We start from the raw sequence: 19,560 nt of genomic DNA on the forward strand, positions 1-19,560 counted from the left end.
GCGGCCTCCTATCTGAGCTTCAGGGTCGACAGCCCGACCAGCGCCAGAATGACGGCGATAATCCAGAAGCGGATCACCACCTGGCTTTCGGTCCAGCCGAGCTTTTCGAAATGATGGTGGATCGGCGCCATCAGAAAGACGCGCTTGCCGGTCATCTTGAAATAGCCGACCTGGATGATGACCGAGAATATCTCGACGACGAACAGGCCGCCGACGATGACCAGCACGATCTCGTGCTTGGTCGCCACCGCGACCGTGCCGATCAGCCCACCCAGCGCCAGCGAGCCGGTATCGCCCATGAAGATTGCCGCCGGCGGCGCATTGAACCACAGGAAACCGAGACCGGCACCGATCACCGCTCCGAGGACCACGGCAAGCTCACCGGTGCCGGGAACGAAATGGATCTGCAGATATTCAGCGAACACCGCATTGCCGGAGAGATAGGCGATGACGCCGAAGGACGCCGCCGCGATCATGATCGGCACGATCGCCAGCCCGTCGAGGCCGTCGGTCAGGTTCACCGCATTGCCGGCGCCGACGATGACGAAGCACGAGAACGGGATGAAAAACCAGCCGAGATTGACGAGAAACTCCTTGGCGAAAGGGAATGTCAACGATGACGAGAACGGCACCTGGCCGTTATGCATGATCACCCAGGCGGCGATGCCGGCAATGACGAATTCGAGCCCGAGCCGCGCCTTGCCGGAAAAGCCGAGATGCGATTGCTTCGTCACCTTGAGATAATCGTCGTAGAAGCCGATCGAGCCGAACCCCAGCGTCACCAGCAGCACCACCCAGACGTAGATGCTCGACAGGTTCGCCCACAGCAGCGACGAACCGACGATGCCGGACAGGATCATCAGTCCGCCCATTGTCGGCGTTCCCGCCTTCTTGAAATGCGTCTGCGGCCCGTCGGCGCGGATCGGCTGGCCCTTGCCTTGCCGCAGCCTCAGCGAATTGATGATGGTCGGTCCGAAGATGAACACGATCAGCGCCGCTGTGATCAGCGCTCCGCCGGTGCGGAAAGTTATGTAGCGGAAGACGTTGAAGACCGAGATCTTGTCCGCAAATTCGACGAGCAGTGTTAGCATGCGCTTGCGTCCCCCGGACCGATCCTAGGTCTGTCTGCTGGTTGTGGCTTCCGCCGGAAACTTGCCGAGCAACGCCTCGACCAGCTTTGAAAAGCCTATGCCCTTCGACGATTTGATCATGACCACGTCGCCGGGCTTCAATTCCGACAGAAGCACCGGTTTCAGATCTTCCGCGCCGGCGCGGTATTCCGTCTTGATCTCGCCCGGCAGCACCTCGGCCAGCGCCCGCATTTCCGGGCCGCCGAGGAAAACCGTGCGCGTATCGGTGCCGACGATCAGGTCGGCAAGCGCGGCATGCAATTTCGCCGAATGGCTGCCGAGCTCGAGCATGTCGCCAAGCACGGCAATGCGCCTGCCCTCGCCCGACACCGGTGTGGTGTTGAGCAGTGCCATTGCAGCGGTCATCGACGCCGGATTGGCGTTGTAGCTCTCGTCGATCAGTGTGATCGGCCCCTTGGGATGGCGCAACACATAGCGTTTGCCGCGTCCGCGTTCGGGCGAAAGATCGGCCAGCGCCTGCGCAACCCTGGTGACGTCGGCGCCGACCAGATGCGCGGCACCCAGCACGGCCAGCACATTCTGCACCATATGGCGGCCCGGCGCGCCGATCCTGGCGACAATCTCGTGTCCGCCAATCTTGGCGGCTATCACGGAGTGATCGGCATTGAGCTCGCATTTGATCAGTTTGAAGGTCGCCCGTGCATTCTCGCCGAACCCGTAGACATGCTCGACGCCCGCCTCTTTCGCCATCTTCTCCAGCAGCTTCCAGCGCTGGTCGTCGCGGTTGAGAAGGGCGGCGCCACCGGGCTCCAGTCCCTCGAAAACCTCTGCCTTGGCCTTGGCGATCTCGTCCAGGTTGCGGAAGAAGCCGAGATGAGCGGCCGCGATCAGCGTAATGATGGCGACATGCGGCCGGACCATTTTGACGAGGGGCCGGATCTCGTCCGGATGGTTCATGCCGATCTCGAAGACGGCATAGTCGCAATCCTGCGGCATGCGCGCCAGTGTCAGCGGCACGCCCCAGTGATTGTTGAACGACTGAGCCGATGCATGCACCGTACCGACCGCGGACAGAGCGTGGCGCAGTGCTTCCTTGGTGGTGGTTTTGCCCGCCGAACCGGTCACGGCAATCACCCTCGCCTTCGAGCGTGCGCGCGCCGCAACGCCGAGCTTTTCCAGCGCGACGAGCACGTCCTCCACGACGATCATCGGTGCCGTCAGCCGCCCCAGCGACGGCAGCTTGCCCTCGGCGACGACAAGCACGCCGGCGCCCGCCTTGATGGCGGCGGTGACGAAATCATGGCCGTCCATCACCTCGCCCTTGATGGCGAAGAAGGCGTCTCCCGGCTGCAGGCTGCGACTGTCGATGGAAATGCCGGCGATGCCTTCAGGCATCGGACCGAGCGGCCGGCCATCCATGGCGGCAACCAGCGCCTCGGAGGTCCACAGATAGCTCACGCCGCTTGCTCCCTGAGCGCCGAGCGAACTTCCTCATGATCGGAAAAATGCAGCGTCTCGGTGCCGATGGTCTGGCCTTCCTCATGGCCCTTGCCGGCCACGATCAGCGTGTCGCCAGCGTGAAGCATCCCGACTGCCTCGTGGATGGCCTTGCGCCGGTCGCCGATCTCGATGGCGCCAGGTGCGGCCTCCAGGATCGCGGCGCGGATCGTCTCGGGAACTTCCGAGCGGGGATTGTCGTCGGTGACGATGACGACATCGGCCAGCCTTGTGGCGATCTCGCCCATGATCGGCCGCTTGCCCCGGTCACGGTCGCCGCCGCAACCGAATACGACGATGACGCGGCCGGTGGTAAAGGGACGCACCGAAGCCAGCACGTTTTCCAGCGCGTCCGGCTTGTGCGCGTAGTCGACATAGACCGGTGCGCCATTGGCGGCCGTTCCAACGAGGTCGAGCCGCCCCGGCGCACCCTTCAATTTCTCTAGCGCCATCAACGCCTTGGCAACAGATGTTCCAGTCGAAATGGCGAGGCCCGCCGACACCAGCGCATTGGCGATCTGGAAGTCGCCCGCCAACGGCAGGTCGACTTCATGGAGAACGCCGTCAACTTCGACCTCGGCGCGTTGGCGGTGGCGCTCGTGCTCGACCCGCTTCAGCCGCAGGAAATCGCCGTGGCGGCCGACCGTCAGCACGTTCAGTCCCGCTGCCCGCGCCGCCTTGATTGTCGGCTCCGACCACGGGTCGTCGGCAAAGATGACGGCCGGCGCGCCCTTCGGCAGCAGCGCATCGAACAGACGCAATTTGGCGCGATGATAGTCCTCGACCGTCGGATGATAGTCCATATGGTCGCGGCCGAGATTGGTGAAGCCGCCGGCCGCAAGCCTGACGCCATCGAGCCGGCGCTGGTCGAGGCCATGGCTGGACGCTTCCATCGAGGCGTGGGTGACGCCGGCCTCCGCCAACTCCTTGAGCAGCCTGTGCAGTGCCACCGGATCCGGCGTGGTCAGCGAGCCATATTCATTGCGGCCCGGCGCCACCACGCCGGTCGTGCCGATCGAAGCGGCGACCAAACCCGCCTGCTCCCATATCTGTCGGGTGAATGCGGCGACGGAGGTCTTGCCGCTGGTGCCGGTCACCGCGACCATGGTTTGCGGTTGCTTGCCGAAAATACGGGCAGCACTCAGCGCCAGCGCAAGGCGCGGATCGTCTACGACAAGAACCGGAACTGGCAGCCCGGCGACCGCACTGCCCTTGCCGACAACAATCGCGGCAGCGCCGCGGCTCGCGGCATCGGCGGCATAGGCTGCGCCATCCGCCTTGGAGCCGGTGAGCGCGAAAAAGACAACACCCGGTGTTACCTGGCGGGAGTCCGACGAAATCCCTGTAACCTCCATGTCGAAGGAAGCTGTCCCCTCGACAGGCAGGATACCGGCTAGATTTTTCAGCTTCATCGAACCCCGTTCATCGCAACAAAATAGCGCGCAGTTGCCGGCGCGCCCCAAGAATCACTGATAGGAAACCAGCGTTGCACCATTTTCATGGCTGAAATCTGGCTTCACGCCAAGCATGGAAGCCGCACGTCGGATGATGTTTGCAGCCATGATGCCCGCATTCGAGGCAGCCGTGGCACCCATGCCGGGCTTTTCCGGCTTCGGTTCGTCGGCGATCGTAAGCACTATGTATTGCGGATCGTCCATTGGGAAAGCCGCAACGAAAGCGTTGAAATTCTTTTCCTTCGAGTAGCGGCCGTTGACGACCTTCTCCGCCGTTCCCGTCTTGCCGCCCACCCGGTATCCTGGCACCCGGGCATTGCGGCCGGATCCCTTTTCGGCATTGAGGGCATAGAGATAGCGCATGCCCTCGACGGTCTTGTCGCTGACCACTTTCTTGGCCACCGCCATCGCCTGCTCCTGGGTGCGCGGCAGGAAGGTCGGGTCCATCAGATAGCCGCCATTCATCAGCGCGGCGCAGCCGACCGCCGTCTGCAGCGGGGTCGTCGACACGCCGTGGCCGAAGGCGATGGTAATCGAATTGACCTGCTTCCAGACCTTGGGCTCGGTCGGCCGGGCGACTTCCGGCAGTTCGGTCTGCATCTTCTCGAGGATTCCCAGGCGATGCAGGAATTCGCGGTGTCCGTCAATGCCAACCGCTTCGGCTTCCTTGGCAGAGCCGATATTGGATGAGTAGATGAACACTTCCGGCACCGACAGCACCCGGCCCTTGCCATGGAAATCATGGATGGTCTGATGGCCGATCCTGATCGGGCGCGATGCGTCGAAGCGGCTTTGCAGCGTTATCTTGCCGGAATCGAGCGCCATGGCGGTGGTGAAGCTCTTGAAGGTCGACCCCATTTCGTACAGGCCGGCGGACATACGGTTGAGCCGGTCCTTGTCCTGCGCGTTATAGGGGTTGTTCGGATCGAAATCTGGAACCGACGCCATCGCCAGCACCTCACCGGTCTTGACGTTGAGCACGACGGCACCCGCCGCGATCGCATGGTACTTTTCCATGCCGGTGGCGACCTCGTCACGTACGATATGCTGGACGCGCAGATCGATCGAGAGCTGGACCGGCTTCAAATCCTTGGCCACCGCCAGGCCCGACGCCTGAAGATCGCTCAAGCCCTGTTCGTCGATGTATTTCTCCATGCCGGAGATGCCCTGATTGTCGATGTTGGTGAGGCCGACAATGTAGGACGAGGTTTCGCCGGCCGGATAGAACCGGCGCTTTTCGGTGCGGAAGCCGAAGCCGGGGATGCCGAGCTGCATGATATCGGCCTGCTGCTTCGGCGTCAGTTGCCGCTGCAGCCAGACGAAGCCGGCGCCGCTCTTCAGCTTGTTGTATGTCTGCTCGTAGTCGATCTCGGGAAGCACCGTCGACAGCTTTTCGATCGCCTCGTCGGCATCGACGATGCGGCGCGGTTCGGCAAACAGCGACGCCGTCTTGATGTCGGTCGCCAGCACTTCGCCGTTACGGTCGACGATGTCGGGCCGCGATGCCGTCACCCGGCTCTGCGGCCCGCCCGACAGGTCGGGCTTCTGGAAACCCAGATAGACCAGCCGCCCGGCAATGGTCGAATAGATACCGAAGAACACCGCCATCGTCATGACAATGCGGGTCCTGCCCTTGCCACCGGTTGCCTTGCGGGCACCTTCGACCACGATCGATCCGCCCGCGCCGGGCTTCGAACCGCGCTTCAGCAGCCTGCCAACCTGTGGAAATCTGGCGGCCATTGGAAATCCGGTGATCATTGGACGATGCCTCCGGTCACCACCGGATCCTTGCCGCCAATATCAGCCATGCCGCCCAGCCGCTGCGATGAAAGGTCCTCGATGTTGACGGGTTTGGCCGGCAGATCGTCCAGCCCGACGATCTGGCGCGCATTGACCGGCTCGAGTCCGAGTTGCGATTTGTAGATTTCGGTGAGCTTCTGCAGGCGCGACGGCTGGGTAAGCAGGCTCCAGTCCGCCTTGAGCAGGTCGATCGTGTCCTCTTCATAACGGATCTGCGCCTGGATCTTGTGCACTGCCGCCAGTTGCTCCTCGGCCTCGCGCTTGGTCTTGTAGGTCAAGGCAGCCGCCGAAACCATGACGGCGATCAGGACTATGTCGCTGGTACGAAACACGTGTTCACCTCTCTCCCGGTCGATCGGCACCGGGAAGCTTTGGGCCAGGCAGTTTTGGCAGGCCGAAAATCGAAAAATCACCAGCGCGCGCCGGCGCCTCTGTACGGATCGCAGCGCGCAGCCTTGCCGAGCGCGCCCGCGGATTGGCCGAAATCTCGGCATCGCCAGGCGTCACGCCGCTGCCCTTCTTGGTGAAGGTGGCGGTGCGCGCCTGCGCCTCGGGCAGGTGCCGCGATCCGGTCGCTGAATCAGCTCTGTCGGCGATAAAGCGCTTGACCATGCGGTCCTCCAACGAATGGAAGGTCACCACGGCAAGCCGCCCGCCCGGTTTCAGCACGCGCTCGGCGGCAAACAGCGCCTTTGCCAGCTCGCCGAGCTCGTCGTTGACGAAGATGCGCAGCGCCTGGAAAACCCGAGTGGCTGGATGGATCTTGTCTTTCGGCGCGCGGCCGATATGCGTCTCGATGGCATCGGCAAGGTCGAGCGTGCGCTCAAAGGGGCGTTTTTCGCGACGGCTCTCGATCATACGGGCGATGCGCCCAGCATGGCGTTCTTCGCCGAGAAAACCGAAGATGCGGGCAAGATCGCCCACCTTGAAAGTGTTGACGACGTCGGCGGCGCTCAGGCCCGCCTGCGCCATGCGCATGTCGAGCGGTCCATCGGCGCGGAATGAAAAGCCGCGCTCCGGCTGGTCGATCTGCATGGAGGAGATGCCGATGTCGAGCACGACGCCATCGGCACTTTCAACCTGCTCGTCGAGCGTTGAGAACGGTGCCTGGACAAGCCTGAGCCTGCCGCCGGACTGCTGTTCAAGGGTCCGCCCCGCCGCGATCGCATCCGGATCGCGGTCAATGGCGACGACCGAGGCTCCGCTTGCCAGAATGGCCTTCGTGTAGCCGCCAGCACCGAACGTGCCGTCGACGAGCACCTCGCCTTTTGTCGGCGCCAGCGCCTCCAGAACTTCGGCAAGGAGGACCGGAATGTGACGGGCTGGTCCGCCAACGGCATGAACTTCATCGCCGTCGCCCGCCATCATTCCGGCCGCTCCCCGGGCTTCGTCCCCTGCCGAAGCTGCAAAAGCCGGGCGCGAGCTTCCGTCCCATAGGCGCTGAGCCGTCCCGGCTCCCAGATCTGAAAGAAATTGCCGCGGCCAACGAAGGCCACTTCCGCTGAAATGCCGGTATGCTCGCGAATGAAATCGCTCATCGTGATACGGCCGTCCTGGTCGAGCTTCAGAAACGTTCCATCGCCATGGCAGAAGAACGACATGTCGTCCGCCGCCTGCAGGAACGGGTCTTCCTGCGCGATGCGCTGCTCGTAGCGATCGAGCAGGTCGAGCCCACCGACATCCATCGCCGGGCGATCCAGGCAGCGTAGCGCATAAAGTTCCGAATAGCCGCGTTTCTGCACAACGGCACGGAAATGCGCCGGCACGGACACCCGTCCCTTCGCATCGATCCTGTTCACCGCATTCGACAGAAACCGGTCCATTACGCCTTACGGCCGCTTGCGCCGCCGCACCCCTCTGCATCTTCCTGTCCGCGCCGCCCCGGCCCGGTCGCCGTCCAAAACCCACTTCATTATGACGGGCGAACGCAGGCAAACGCGCAGCCGCCGCGGCTGCCCGATTGGCGTACGCTTCACCCTGACACGGAACGAAGGCTTGAGTATCGGAATGGGATATCATGGGGTGTTATGGGCGTCAACGGGAACAGTCTTCAAAACGCGCCTGCCACGACTGGGGAGAGCAGCTTTGACGGCACTCCGGTCTTTATCCTCCATTAAGCCTAACGAAGGGTTTAGAGCCGTGTGGTCCAACCGGACGCGGCTTGCTGCGGATCGTTGCCGCGCATAGCCTCGGCATCTCCTTTTCCGGTCAGTAACGAGGTTTGAAGCCATGTCTGAAACAGCCAAGTCGCGCGCCGCGGCACTTCCTCATCTGCGTCGCGCCGGGCTGGCCAAGGGCGACCCAATTCCCTTGCCCTTGACCATGGCCGCCATTTTCCACGCGCCGGGTGACGCCACCGGCTACGATCAATATGGCCGCTTCAGCAATCCGACCTGGGATGCAGTCGAGCACATGCTGGCGCATCTGGAAGACGCCCCATGCGTCGCCTTTCCCTCGGGAATGGCTGCCATCTCGGCGGTGTTTTTCGGCCTGCTCAAAGCCGGCGACCGTATCCTGCTGCCGTCCGACGGCTACCATACAACGAGAGCGCTGGCAGACCGTTTCCTGAAGTCCTTCGGCGTCGCGTACGATGTCCGGCCGACATCGAGCTTCCTCGACGGCGGCTTTGACGGATACCGGCTTGCCTTCGTCGAAACGCCCGCCAATCCAGGACTGGACATATGCGACATCGCAGCCGTCGCCGAAGCCGTGCACAAAGCGGGTGCGATGCTTGTGGTCGACAACACGACGATGACGCCTTTCGGCCAGCGCCCGCTCGATCTCGGCGCCGATATCGTCATTGCTGCCGACACCAAGGCGCCGAACGGCCATTCCGATGTGCTGTTCGGCCATGTCGCCAGCCGCAACGCAGATATTATCTCGAGGGTGACCGACTGGCGCGAGACGTCGGGCGCCATCCCCGGGCCGTTCGAGGCATGGCTGGTACATCGCGGCCTCGAAACGCTGGACGTGCGCTTCGACCGCATGTGCGCTTCCGCCGAAATGATAGCGCGACGGCTGAAAGACCATCGCGCAATCAGCGGCTTGCGCTTTCCGGGACTGGAGAGCGACCCATCACACAATCTTGCCCGCGCCCAGATGGAGCGCTTCGGATTTCTCATCTCGTTCGTGCTCGCCTCGGAGGACAAGGCCGAGGATTTCATCAACAACTGCGCGTTGATGCAGGCAGCGACATCGTTCGGCGGCGTACACACTTCGGCCGAACGGCGATCAAAAAGGGGAGATGCCGTTCCGCCCGGCTTCGTTCGCTTGTCGATCGGCTGCGAGCCGGTGGAAGAGCTTTGGCAGGCGATCGAGACGTCGCTAGACCGCATCGGCACCTGAGCAGCGCGACTACGAATTCAGATCGCCGGCGTCGATCTTGCGCCGGCCGTGGAGAACGCGAACGATTTCGATCGCCTCTTCGCGGACACGATACAAAGTGAGGTATTCGCCGACGATCAGGTGACGGATGCCGGGCGCAATGTCTTCGCGCGGTGCACCTGAGAAGGGATGCAGGGTCAGCAAATCCACCGCCTTTGCAAGAGATCCACGAGGCGAACCGCCGCATTTGGATTCTGTTCGGCAATGTAGTCGACGATGGCTTCGAGGTCGATCAATGCCTGAGGAAGCAGGCGATATTTCACTCCTCAAGGCCTTTGGCCTCGGCCATTTTCAGATATTTGGCGCGCAGCCGTTCCATGATTGGCGGCCCGTCCAGCGCCGGTCCGCTGTCGATCCCCTCCTGCGCCATCTTGCGCAATTCCTCGACCGTGTAGCCGAGCAGGTCGCGCCTGTCCTTCCATTGCCTCAGTGCGTCGCGGATCACCTCGCTCGCCGAGGCATATTCGCCGGCGGCGACCACGTCGTCGACTGCCGCGGCCAACTCCGGCGACAGCGTGATGCTACGTTTATCGACCTGTCCCATGACGCGCTCCTGAATATCGTCATCAACTGGTACGATTTAATCGCACCATTTTCAAGGAATGTCGCGCTCGATTGCGGGTCGAAAAGTGAATCAACGGCTGCGCCCGAAGACGTAACCTGCTGATATCAGGAGATTTCCTTTTATCGGGGAAACTGCCAGCTGGCCTGTAAGCCGGGTTCTGTATGGCCCTCGCCCCGTACGGGGCGAGAACGTGGCGGCCATTCATCTTGGGCGCATGTTGCCATGCGCCTCACGCAACCTACCCGGACGGTGAGCCGGAAACAGCCCTCGAGGGTTTCCCCTCGCACCGCCCCTATTCGGTCTTGCTCCCGGTGGGGTTTACCGTGCCGCTCCTGTTGCCAGTCGCGCGGTGGGCTCTTACCCCACCCTTTCACCCTTGCCACGATTAGATCGTGGCGGTTTGCTTTCTGTGGCACTTTCCCTGGGGTCGCCCCCGCCGGCCATTAACCGGCACCGTGTCTCCATGGAGCCCGGACTTTCCTCACCCGCAGCCTTTCGGCTTCGCGGGTGCGGCCGCCCGGCCAGCTGGCAAGGCGTATAAAGGGGTTCAGGCCCGAAAACGCAAACGAAAAAGCAAGTTATCGCTTGTCAGGCGGGCGCTCCAAGTGCTGCCAGCTGCACCTTGACCTTGCCGCAATAGGCTGCGGACACCGGGTTCATCCGTGTGGCGCCGTGGCCGGCATTGTATTTCAGGATCGTGCCGCAGGTCGTGCCGCCGCCGAGATCCCGCGCCATGGCAAGGTACTTCATGCCGTATTTGATGTTGGTATCGGGATCGTAGAGACCCTGAACCGAACCGCTATAGCCCATCATTCTTGCCGTCGCCGGCTTGATCTGCATCAGGCCGATCTCGCCGGCGCTGCCGACCTGGTTCGGCTGGTAGTTGCTCTCGATCTTGATGACGGCATTGGCGAGCGACACCGGCACGCCGTAGCTGGCGGCATATCGCGCAATGATCGCCGAATACTGTCCGCTGCCGCCGACAACCGCCGCCTGGGGCGCTGGCCTGCTCTTCGGAGCGACTGACGCCGTTGCCATACGGTCGATGCGTTTGCGGTTACGCTTCACATGCTGTTTGGAGATTGTCTTTCTCGCAGCGGTCGGCCTTTTCGCGGAGACTGGCTTTTTCGTTCTTACCGCGGCCGCTTTTTCCACTTTTGCGGTGGTGGTCTTCTCTACTTTTGCACCACCTTTCGGCATGGCGGTTTTGCCGGCTGCGGCACTGAAGCCCTGATCGGCCCGTTGGCTCAGCGGTGCGCCGTTCGCCGCGCTGAAGGCAAAAGTCATTACGCCGGCAGCAATGGCTGCCGTTAAAACGGTCAATTTCTGCATGTGATCCTGTTCTGTTTGATCTGCACAAAGAACTTCGCGCAGATACCCTCAATCAACATCGGAACATTTGGGGGGATAGAGGTCCGACAATCTGTACGGATCGCCTTTGACGACGGAATTGGCGCCAAAGAAGGCGGCGCAAGTCACTTTAGGTAACAGATTGTAACTTTTAATCTGGGAAAAGATTATTTGAGAGAGGCTATCCTTGCGGAAGCGAGCAGCCTTTCCAGCGTGCGGATCGTCGATCCGTCAGCCATGCCATCGACCAGGCGCTGCCGGAAATGCCGCTGAAAGGCCTCGACCACGATTTCGGTCTGCCGGTCGAAAGCGCCGGTGATCTCGACGCCATAACCATAGAGCGACAGCATCGACTGCAGCGCCTCGACCTCGGCGCCGGTATCATCTGGCTTCAGTACGGCGCCGCGCCGGATCGGTGCTGCCGGCACAACATGGCCGACACCGGCGGCAAACAAGGCTTTCCATGGAAATTTCTCGCCCGGATCGACCTTGCGCCCCGGTGCCACGTCGGAATGGGCGAGCACCCGCTGCGCCAGAATGGAATGGCGCTCGACAATGCCGACGCACAGGCCGATCACCGCGTCGATCTGCGGTTTTGGAAAATTGCGATAGCCGAGAGTATGCCCCGGATTGACGATCTCGATGCCGATCGAACAGGAGTTGATGTCGCTCTGTCCGAACCACCAGCTCTTGCCGGCATGCCAGGCGCGATCGCTTTCCCTTACCATCTGAACAATGCGGCCGTCCTCATGGACCAGATAGTGCGACGAGACCTCGCTTGCCGGATCGCACAACCATGCCTCGGCGCCGGCGCCGGTCGCCATGCCGGTGTAGTGCAGCACGATCATATCGGGTCTAAGCGTGCCGCGCCGCGGTCCGAAATTCGGCGATACCCTAACCTCGGCGCTCGGCTCGTCGGGCGGAAAGCCGCTCATGCGTGCCGCAGGCCTCGCTCGATCATCTCATAGGCCGCGTTGATCGCCGCCAGCCTGGTCGTCGCGATCTTGATGAATTCCTGCGGCAGGCCGCGTGCGATCAGCCGGTCCGGATGATTGTCGGAGACCAACTTGCGGTAGCGCCTGCGGACCTCCTCGAACGGCTTCCCACGCTCGATGCCGAGCACAACATAAGGATCGGCGGCGCCCAGATCGACATGCCGCGCCAGGATGCTCTGGTAGTGCGCCTCATCGATGCGGAAGATCTCGGCGATGCGATGCAGGAATTGGCGCTCGCGCTCATGCACCAGCCCGTCGGCCTTGGCGATGTGGAACAGCCCGTCGAGTATGTCCTCCAGCATCAGGCAATTCGAATGGCCCGAACCGCAAAGCTGCGCCATCCGCTCGGCATAGGTTTCGAAACCGGCAATGTCGCGTTTGGCCAAATCGTAGAGCCGCGCCACATTGCGCCTCTGTTCCTTCGGCACCTCGAATATTTCCTGGAAGGCGCGCACCTCGTCTTGGGTGACGATGCCGTCTGCCTTGGCCATCTTGGCCGACAGCGCGATCATCGCCACCGAGAAGGCGACGCGCCGGCGCAGATCGGCATCGCCGGAGAAAACCGTGCGCACGGCTTCGACCACTTCGGCGACGCCTGACGACGCTGAAGATGAAACGCGTGTGACGAAGTCGCCGAGGCGGTCCCAAATCGACATGAGGGTTTCATAGGGCCAACCGCCCATCGCTATCAAGCCAAGACAGTGCCGCAGGGGCTGGCCCAATCGATTTGGCGGAATGCCTGAGGCGGCTGGCGCTAGCGCTCACCCATGGAAAATCCGCAGACGGCAGCCTCGCCGCGCAAACGGCGAGCCTGGCGATTGGCGCCTTGGGTCGTCGTTTCGGCGCAAGTAAGGGGCGAGGCGTACTTTTCGCGTTGCGGTTACCTGCGTCGGCGCACTCGGCCGCAAAGCGCGGGTATCGTAAGCAGCAGAAAGGCCGGCGTGTGAGGCCGGCCTCTCTTGGTTGTCACATCAATTATTGCGCCGGGGCAGCCGGCGCAGGAGCGGGGGCCGGGGCCGGCTCGGCAGGTTTGTTGGCGTCAGGAGCAGCCGGCTTCATCGTCTGGTCGGATGCCGGCGGGTTAGTGCTCTGCGTCGTAGTGTTGTCGGTGCCGCTGTCGCTGCAGGCCGCAACGCCAAGCAAGGCAAGCGCCGAGACCGACGCAAGAATGAGTTTCTTCATGATATCTCTCCTCTAATCACGCCACCGTTACCGGCGACGATCGAGGACACAATGCATCAGGTCATGATGAGTTTCGTAACGTTGCGTTTCCGCGTGTAACATCAAGCGCTTGGCCGTACAAAGCGTTGAGCACTAACAGGATGCGTAAAATGAAAATGCCGGAGGCGCTGCCATGACCGCAAGATGGGATTTCTGGATCGACCGCGGCGGTACCTTCACCGACATCATCGGCCGGGACCCGGAAGGCGGGCTGCATCCCAGGAAACTCCTTTCGGAAAATCCCGAAGCCTATGCCGACGCTGCCATCCAGGGCATTCGCGAACTGCTCGGCGTCCAGCCCGGCGCCCCAATCCCTTCCGCTCTGATCGGCGACGTCAAAATGGGCACCACGGTCGCCACCAATGCGCTTCTCGAGCGCAAGGGCGACCGCGTGCTGCTGCTCATCACCAAGGGCTTCCGCGATGCGCTGAGGATTGCCTATCAGGCCAGGCCCGATATCTTTGCCAAGCAGATCATCCTTCCCGAACAGCTCTACGAGCACGTCATCGAGATAGACGAACGCGTGCGCGCCGACGGTCGTGTCGAACGCCTGCTCGACATCGCCTCCGTGCGTCCTGCCATCGAACAGGCCAAGGCTGACGGTATCGATGCGGTCGCGATCGTCTTCATGCATGCCTGGAAACATCCCGATCACGAAAAGGCGGTCGCCAAAGTCTGTCGAAAGCTCGGATTCTCGCAGGTCTCGGTCAGCCACGAGGTCTCGCCGCTGATCAAGCTGGTCGGCCGCGGCGACACCACGGTGGTCGACGCGTATCTGTCGCCGATCCTGGCAAGGTATGTGCAAAGGGTTGCGGCGGAACTGGGTGCCGCGCCAATCTCCCCCCTTGTGGGGGAGATGTCGGCGAAGCCGACAGAGGGGGGCGCTGTCCCGCCAACATCTCAGTCTGTCACGCCCCCCTCTGCCCTGCCCCCTTTGCCGCCACTTGGCATCTCCCCCACAACGGGGGAGATTGGCCAATCCCCCCGCCTTATGTTCATGATGTCGTCGGGCGGCCTCACCGCCGCCGACATGTTCCAGGGCAAGGATGCGCTGTTGTCCGGCCCGGCCGGCGGCGTCGTCGGCATGGTCGAGACGGCAAAACTCGCCGGTTTCGGCAAAGTCATCGGCTTCGACATGGGCGGCACCTCCACCGATGTCGCCCACTATGATGGCGACTACGAGCGCGCCTTCGACACCGAGGTCGCCGGCGTGCGCATCCGCGCGCCGATGATGCGCATCCACACCGTCGCCGCCGGCGGCGGCTCGATCCTGCACTATGAGGCCGGCCGCTTTCGCGCCGGGCCGGATTCGGCCGGCGCCAATCCCGGCCCGGCCGCCTACCGGCGCGGCGGTCCGCTTGCGGTCACCGACGCCAATGTCATGCTGGGAAAGCTGCAGCCCGACTTCTTTCCGGCCATTTTTGGGCCGGGCCAGGACGAACCGCTCGACGTGCGGACAGTTCGCGAGACGTTCACCGCACTTGCCGCCGAAATCGGCGACGGCCGCTCGCCGGAAGCCGTTGCCGAAGGGTTCGTCACCATCGCCGTCGAAAACATGGCCAATGCCATCAAGAAGATTTCGGTGCAGCGCGGCTACGACGTCACCGAATACCTGCTGAATTGTTTCGGCGGCGCCGGCGGCCAGCACGCTTGCCTCGTCGCCGATGCGCTCGGCATGGAGGCTGTGCTGATCCATCCCTTTTCCGGCCTGCTCTCGGCATACGGCATCGGCCTGTCCTCGGTGTTTGCGTCACGCCAGCAGGCGCTGCTGAAGCCGCTGGCGGACGATTCCGGGCCGGCGATCAACGAGCTCATCGCAACGCTGCGCAAAGCCGTCATCGACGAACTCGCCGCGCAAGGCATCACCGAAGACGCGGTCGCCTCGAAGCCGGTGCTGCAGATCCGCTATGACGGCACCGATACCGCGCTGCCTGTGAACTTTGGGCACGGCTCGATTGCGCAGGCCAAGGCGGACTTCGAACTGGCGCACAAGGCGCAGTTCGGCTTCGTCTATGACGACAAGCCGATGATCGTCGAATCGGTCGGCGTCGAAGGTACCGATACCGGCAGCACCGGCCGCGACGAAAGCGATTCATTTCTTGAACACAAGGCCGCAAGTCCTTCCGGGACGCGGAAAATTTTCGTCGACGGCATCTGGCGCGACGCTGGCATCTTCCCTCGCGAAACGCTGAAGCCCGGTAACAAGATCGCCGGCCCCGCTTTGATCATCGAGCCGAACCAGACCATCGTCGTCGAGCCCGGCTGGCAGGCCGAGATCACCGCCAAGGACCATGTACTGATGCGCCGCATCGAGAAGAAGCACCGGCAGGCCGCACTCGGCACCGAAGCCGATCCGGTGATGCTGGAGGTCTTCAATAATCTGTTCATGTCGATCGCCGAGCAGATGGGCGTAACGCTGCAGAACACCGCCTATTCGGTCAATATCAAGGAGCGGCTCGACTTCTCCTGTGCCGTTTTCGACCGGAATGGCGCGCTGGTCGCCAACGCGCCGCATATGCCGGTGCATCTCGGCTCGATGGACCGCTCGGTGGAGACCATCATCCGGCTCAATTCCGGCGACATTCACCCCGGCGACGTCTTTGCCCTGAACGCCCCTTACAATGGCGGCACGCATCTGCCTGATATCACCGTGGTGACACCGGTGTTTTCCCTCCCCCTCGAGGGGAGGGTGGCCGCGAAGCGGCCGGGTGGGGTCCTCTCAGAAGGCACCACAAATGCGTCGAGCACTGCCGCAACGACCCCCTCCGGCGGCTTCGCCGCCACCTCCCCCTCGAGGGGGGAGGAGATCCTCTTCTACGTAGCCTCGCGTGGCCACCATGCCGACATCGGCGGCACGGCGCCCGGCTCGATGACGCCGCTTGCCACTACCGTCGATGAGGAAGGTGTGCTGTTTGACAATTTCCGCATCGTCGATCGCGGCAGGTTCCGCGAGAAGGACCTGGAGACGCTGCTGACCGACCACCCCTACCCGGCGCGCAATCCGCACCAGAACATCGCCGACCTCAAGGCGCAGATCGCCGCGAACGAAAAGGGCGTCGCCGAGCTGCGCAAGATGGTCGCGCATTTCGGCCTTGGCGTCGTCGAAGCCTATATGGGCCATGTCCAGGACAATGCCGCCGAAAGCGTGCGTCGCGTACTGGAGCGGCTGCCCGACAGTTCCGAATACGAATATCCGACCGACACCGGCCAAATGATCAAGGTGAAGATATCGGTCGACCGGCGCAAGCGCGAAGCGACCGTCGACTTCACCGGCACGTCGCCAGTGATGAAGAACAATTTCAACGCGCCAGAGCCGGTCGCCCGTGCCGCGGTGCTTTATGCCTTCCGCGTCATGGTCGAAGACAACATCCCGATGAATGCCGGATGTCTGCGGCCGATCAACATCGTCATTCCCGACGGCTCGATGCTGAAGCCCGCCTATCCCGCGGCAGTCGTCGCCGGCAATGTCGAGACCTCGCAGCACGTCACCAACGCGCTGTTCGGCGCGATGAGGGCAATGGCCAATGCGCAAGGCACGATGAATAATCTCACCTTCGGCAACAAGCAGTACCAGTATTATGAGACGATCTGCTCCGGTTCGCCGGCCGGCCGCATGAACGACGGCCGCGGCTTTCACGGCACCTCCGGCGTCCACACCCACATGACCAATTCGCGCCTGACCGATCCGGAAGTGCTGGAACTGCGTTTCCCGGTATTGCTCGAAGATTTCCATATCCGCGAAGGTTCCGGCGGCAAAGGCAAATGGAATGCCGGCGACGGCACCAAGCGCACCATCCGCTTCCTCGAAAAAATGGAATGCGCGATCCTGTCCTCGCATCGCAACCGCCCGCCGCAAGGCCTGGACGGCGGCGGCGATGGCGAGGTTGGCTCGACCAAGATCCGCCGCAAGGATGGCCGCGTCGAGGTCCTGAAGGCCTGCGATCAGACCATCCTCGACGCCGGCGAGGCAGTCATCGTGACGACGCCGACGCCTGGTGGATTTGGCAAGGCCTGAACTCGCGTCAACAGGCTGTCACCGGCCTGTCATGACCCTGCGCTACCCGCTTGCGGCAAAGCAAACGGGGAATCGCCTTGCCATGACGGACATTTCTGGAGAACTGGTTTTTCGCCGCGGCAAGGAAGTTGGCAAAGCCGTCTACCAGAACCGCCCGCTGTCGAAAGCCGGCATCTCCGAGCGCTTGTTCGCCTTCCTGTTCTCCGGCCTTGTCTACCCGCAGATCTGGGAAGACCCCGAAATCGACATGGACGCGATGCAGCTCGGCAAGGGTCACCGCATCGTCACCATTGCCTCGGGCGGCTGCAACATCCTCGCCTATCTCACCCGGTCGCCGGAAAGGATCGATGCCGTCGACCTCAACACCGCCCACATCGCGCTGAACCGTATGAAGCTCGAAGCCGTCCGTCACCTGCCGTCGCAGGGCGACCTGTTCCGTTTCTTCGGCGCGGCTGAGACCGGGCACAATTCGCAGGCCTACGACCGCTTCATCGCACCGCATCTCGACCCGGTCAGCCGCCATTATTGGGAGCGCCGCAGCTGGCGCGGCCGTCGCCGCATCGCTGTCTTCGACCGCAATTTCTACCAGACCGGCCTGCTTGGCCTGTTCATCGCCATGGGCCATCGCACCGCAAAATTCTTCGGCATCGACCCGGCCGACATCATGGACGCCAAGAGCATCGCCGATCAGCGCCGCTTCTTCGACGAAGAGCTGGCGCCGGTCTTCGAAAAACCGCTGCTGAAATGGGCGACTTCGCGAAAAGCTTCGCTGTTCGGCCTCGGCATTCCGCCGGCCCAGTACGATTCGCTGATCACCTCGGGTGACGGCACCATGGCCAGCGTGCTCAAGGCGCGGCTGGAAAAGCTCGCCTGCGATTTTCCGCTGAAGACCAACTATTTCGCCTGGCAGGCTTTTGCCCGCCGCTATCCCAATCCCGGCGAGGCCGCCCTGCCCGCCTATCTCGAAAAGCGCAACTACAAGACGATCCGCAACAATGTCGATCGCGTGGCAATCCACCATGCCAATCTGATCGAGTTCCTTGCCGGCAAGGATGCCGGTTCGGTCGACCGCTTCGTGCTGCTCGACGCACAGGACTGGATGACGGACGACCAGCTCAACGGGTTGTGGGCCGAGATCACCCGAACCGCCTCCACCGGCGCCCGCGTCATCTTCCGCACCGCAGCGGAACCCAGCCTGCTGCCCGGCCGCGTCTCGAATTCGCTGCTCGACCAGTGGCGCTACGAGAACGACGCCTCGCGCGAGTTTTCGGCGCGCGACCGCTCGGCGATCTATGGCGGCTTTCATCTCTACGTGAAGCAGGGCGCATGAGCACGACCGAGTTGCCGGCCAGCCATGCCGAGCTGATGGACGGCGTTTACCGCTGGCAGCGTCATATCTACGACCTGACCCGCAAATATTATTTGCTCGGTCGCGACCGGCTTATCGCCGGCCTGGATGTGCCGGCCGGCGGCACCGTGCTCGAGCTCGGCTGCGGCACCGGCCGCAACATCATCCTTGCCGCCCGCCGCTATCCCGGCGCGCGCTTCTTCGGCCTCGATATTTCGGCCGAGATGCTGGAGACGGCCACCGCCGCCCTTGCCCGCGAAGGCCTCTCCGGCCGCGTCACGCTGGCGCGCGGCGATGCCACGGATTTCGACGCAAAGGCGCTGTTCGGCGTCGAAAATTTCGACCGCGTCTTTGTCTCGTATTCGCTGTCGATGATCCCCGGCTGGGAGAAGACGGTATCCGCGGCTCTTGCTGCCCTGTCATCTGGCGGCTCGCTGCATATCGTCGATTTCGGCCAGCAGGAGGCCCTGCCCCGCTGGTTCCGCACGCTGCTGCGCGGCTGGCTGAAAAAATTCCATGTCGAGCCACGTCAATCGCTGCGCGCGGTTCTGGATTCGGAATCTGCAAGAACCGGTGCAAGCTTCCGTTTCCAAGCGCTTTATCGCGGCTATGCGTGGCTCGCTGTGATCGGCCTAGGTCGATAGCCAGGGTGTGTTGAGATTCAGGTCAGGCCGAGTCGAAAACGGTGGGCTCCGAGAACCGGCGCGGGGTGTACTTTTGGGTACGTGAGCACCGGCCTACGCCGGCCGTAGCCTTAACTGCCACGACCGCTCATGAGTGCTTTGGCCGGCGAAGGCCGGAAGCGCAGGAAACCGCCGTTTGCAGGCCGGTATCACCTGA

General features: G+C 62.7%; 16 protein-coding genes, 1 other RNA gene and 1 pseudogene. 4 read left to right on the forward strand and 14 right to left on the reverse strand.

Translation table 11 applies throughout. The annotated features are described in order from the left end of the window. Nucleotides 1-8: 8 nt before the first annotated feature. The 7 genes from mraY to mraZ are packed head-to-tail and all read right to left on the reverse strand — an operon-like array spanning nucleotide 9 to nucleotide 7,665. Nucleotides 9-1,091: a phospho-N-acetylmuramoyl-pentapeptide-transferase gene (mraY, locus tag NKJ09_RS14490; protein WP_023721204.1), complete on the reverse strand. Its 1,083-nt coding sequence runs from the start codon at nucleotides 1,089-1,091 to the stop codon at nucleotides 9-11. A gap of 24 nt (nucleotides 1,092-1,115) precedes the next feature. Continuing rightward, the gene (locus NKJ09_RS14495) at nucleotides 1,116-2,549 is read right to left on the reverse strand and encodes a UDP-N-acetylmuramoylalanyl-D-glutamyl-2,6-diaminopimelate--D-alanyl-D-alanine ligase (protein ID WP_352495120.1); all 1,434 of its coding nucleotides are present in this window, start codon (nucleotides 2,547-2,549) and stop codon (nucleotides 1,116-1,118) included. Then, nucleotides 2,546-4,000 (reverse strand): UDP-N-acetylmuramoyl-L-alanyl-D-glutamate--2,6-diaminopimelate ligase, encoded by a 1,455-nt coding sequence (locus NKJ09_RS14500; RefSeq protein WP_023721206.1) that lies wholly within the window; start codon nucleotides 3,998-4,000, stop codon nucleotides 2,546-2,548. The genes NKJ09_RS14495 and NKJ09_RS14500 overlap by 4 nt, the downstream gene beginning before the upstream one ends. Before the next feature lie 54 nt (nucleotides 4,001-4,054). Then, a complete protein-coding gene (locus tag NKJ09_RS14505; protein WP_352762938.1) occupies nucleotides 4,055-5,800 on the reverse strand; it encodes a peptidoglycan D,D-transpeptidase FtsI family protein in 1,746 nt (581 codons plus the stop codon). Next, on the reverse strand, nucleotides 5,797-6,174 hold the full coding sequence (gene ftsL, locus NKJ09_RS14510) for a cell division protein FtsL (RefSeq protein ID WP_023676771.1): 378 nt from the start codon (nucleotides 6,172-6,174) through the stop codon (nucleotides 5,797-5,799). The genes NKJ09_RS14505 and ftsL overlap by 4 nt, the downstream gene beginning before the upstream one ends. 4 nt (nucleotides 6,175-6,178) lie before the next feature. Continuing rightward, entirely contained in the window at nucleotides 6,179-7,210 is a 1,032-nt protein-coding gene (gene rsmH, locus NKJ09_RS14515; RefSeq protein ID WP_023721208.1) for a 16S rRNA (cytosine(1402)-N(4))-methyltransferase RsmH, read from the reverse strand. After that, nucleotides 7,207-7,665, reverse strand: a complete 459-nt coding sequence (mraZ, locus tag NKJ09_RS14520; RefSeq protein WP_352481541.1) for a division/cell wall cluster transcriptional repressor MraZ — start codon at nucleotides 7,663-7,665, stop codon at nucleotides 7,207-7,209. The genes rsmH and mraZ overlap by 4 nt, the downstream gene beginning before the upstream one ends. A gap of 406 nt (nucleotides 7,666-8,071) precedes the next feature. Between mraZ and NKJ09_RS14525 the strand changes: the two genes are divergently transcribed. Further along, entirely contained in the window at nucleotides 8,072-9,187 is a 1,116-nt protein-coding gene (locus NKJ09_RS14525; protein WP_352495118.1) for a cystathionine gamma-lyase, read from the forward strand. A gap of 9 nt (nucleotides 9,188-9,196) precedes the next feature. Here NKJ09_RS14525 and NKJ09_RS14530 read toward each other — a convergent pair. The 7 genes and pseudogenes from NKJ09_RS14530 to NKJ09_RS14560 all read right to left on the reverse strand — a co-directional run bounded on the left by NKJ09_RS14530 (nucleotide 9,197) and on the right by NKJ09_RS14560 (nucleotide 13,318). Further along, nucleotides 9,197-9,489: pseudogene (locus NKJ09_RS14530) on the reverse strand (type II toxin-antitoxin system RelE/ParE family toxin). Then, the gene (locus NKJ09_RS14535; RefSeq protein WP_352481543.1) at nucleotides 9,486-9,770 is read right to left on the reverse strand and encodes a type II toxin-antitoxin system ParD family antitoxin; all 285 of its coding nucleotides are present in this window, start codon (nucleotides 9,768-9,770) and stop codon (nucleotides 9,486-9,488) included. The pseudogene NKJ09_RS14530 and the gene NKJ09_RS14535 overlap by 4 nt, the downstream one beginning before the upstream one ends. A gap of 151 nt (nucleotides 9,771-9,921) precedes the next feature. Beyond that, nucleotides 9,922-10,320, reverse strand: an RNA gene (gene rnpB / locus NKJ09_RS14540) — RNase P RNA component class A. Nucleotides 10,321-10,379: 59 nt separating this feature from the next. Further along, nucleotides 10,380-11,123 carry a lytic transglycosylase domain-containing protein gene (locus NKJ09_RS14545; RefSeq protein WP_352481544.1) on the reverse strand — a complete coding sequence of 248 codons (744 nt, stop codon included), beginning with the start codon at nucleotides 11,121-11,123 and terminating at the stop codon, nucleotides 10,380-10,382. A 185-nt stretch (nucleotides 11,124-11,308) separates the two neighbouring features. Then, nucleotides 11,309-12,076: an N-acetylmuramoyl-L-alanine amidase gene (locus NKJ09_RS14550; RefSeq protein WP_352481545.1), complete on the reverse strand. Its 768-nt coding sequence runs from the start codon at nucleotides 12,074-12,076 to the stop codon at nucleotides 11,309-11,311. Beyond that, the gene (locus NKJ09_RS14555) at nucleotides 12,073-12,792 is read right to left on the reverse strand and encodes a J domain-containing protein (protein WP_023721214.1); all 720 of its coding nucleotides are present in this window, start codon (nucleotides 12,790-12,792) and stop codon (nucleotides 12,073-12,075) included. The genes NKJ09_RS14550 and NKJ09_RS14555 overlap by 4 nt, the downstream gene beginning before the upstream one ends. Nucleotides 12,793-13,111: 319 nt before the next feature. After that, nucleotides 13,112-13,318, reverse strand: a complete 207-nt coding sequence (locus NKJ09_RS14560) for a hypothetical protein (protein WP_023721215.1) — start codon at nucleotides 13,316-13,318, stop codon at nucleotides 13,112-13,114. Nucleotides 13,319-13,490: 172 nt separating this feature from the next. On the opposite strand from NKJ09_RS14560, the gene NKJ09_RS14565 reads away from it, so the two are divergent. The 3 genes from NKJ09_RS14565 to NKJ09_RS14575 are packed head-to-tail and all read left to right on the forward strand — an operon-like array spanning nucleotide 13,491 to nucleotide 19,364. Next, nucleotides 13,491-17,372: a hydantoinase B/oxoprolinase family protein gene (locus NKJ09_RS14565; protein WP_352536414.1), complete on the forward strand. Its 3,882-nt coding sequence runs from the start codon at nucleotides 13,491-13,493 to the stop codon at nucleotides 17,370-17,372. Nucleotides 17,373-17,403: 31 nt separating this feature from the next. Then, entirely contained in the window at nucleotides 17,404-18,702 is a 1,299-nt protein-coding gene (locus NKJ09_RS14570) for a BtaA family protein (protein ID WP_352495786.1), read from the forward strand. Then, complete coding sequence (locus NKJ09_RS14575) at nucleotides 18,699-19,364, forward strand: class I SAM-dependent methyltransferase (RefSeq protein ID WP_023721217.1); 666 nt, start codon at nucleotides 18,699-18,701, stop codon at nucleotides 19,362-19,364. The genes NKJ09_RS14570 and NKJ09_RS14575 overlap by 4 nt, the downstream gene beginning before the upstream one ends. Nucleotides 19,365-19,560 lie beyond the last annotated feature (196 nt).

The sequence above is a fragment of the Mesorhizobium sp. M0189 genome (assembly GCF_040322135.1).
In the GTDB taxonomy this organism is placed as follows: domain Bacteria; phylum Pseudomonadota; class Alphaproteobacteria; order Rhizobiales; family Rhizobiaceae; genus Mesorhizobium.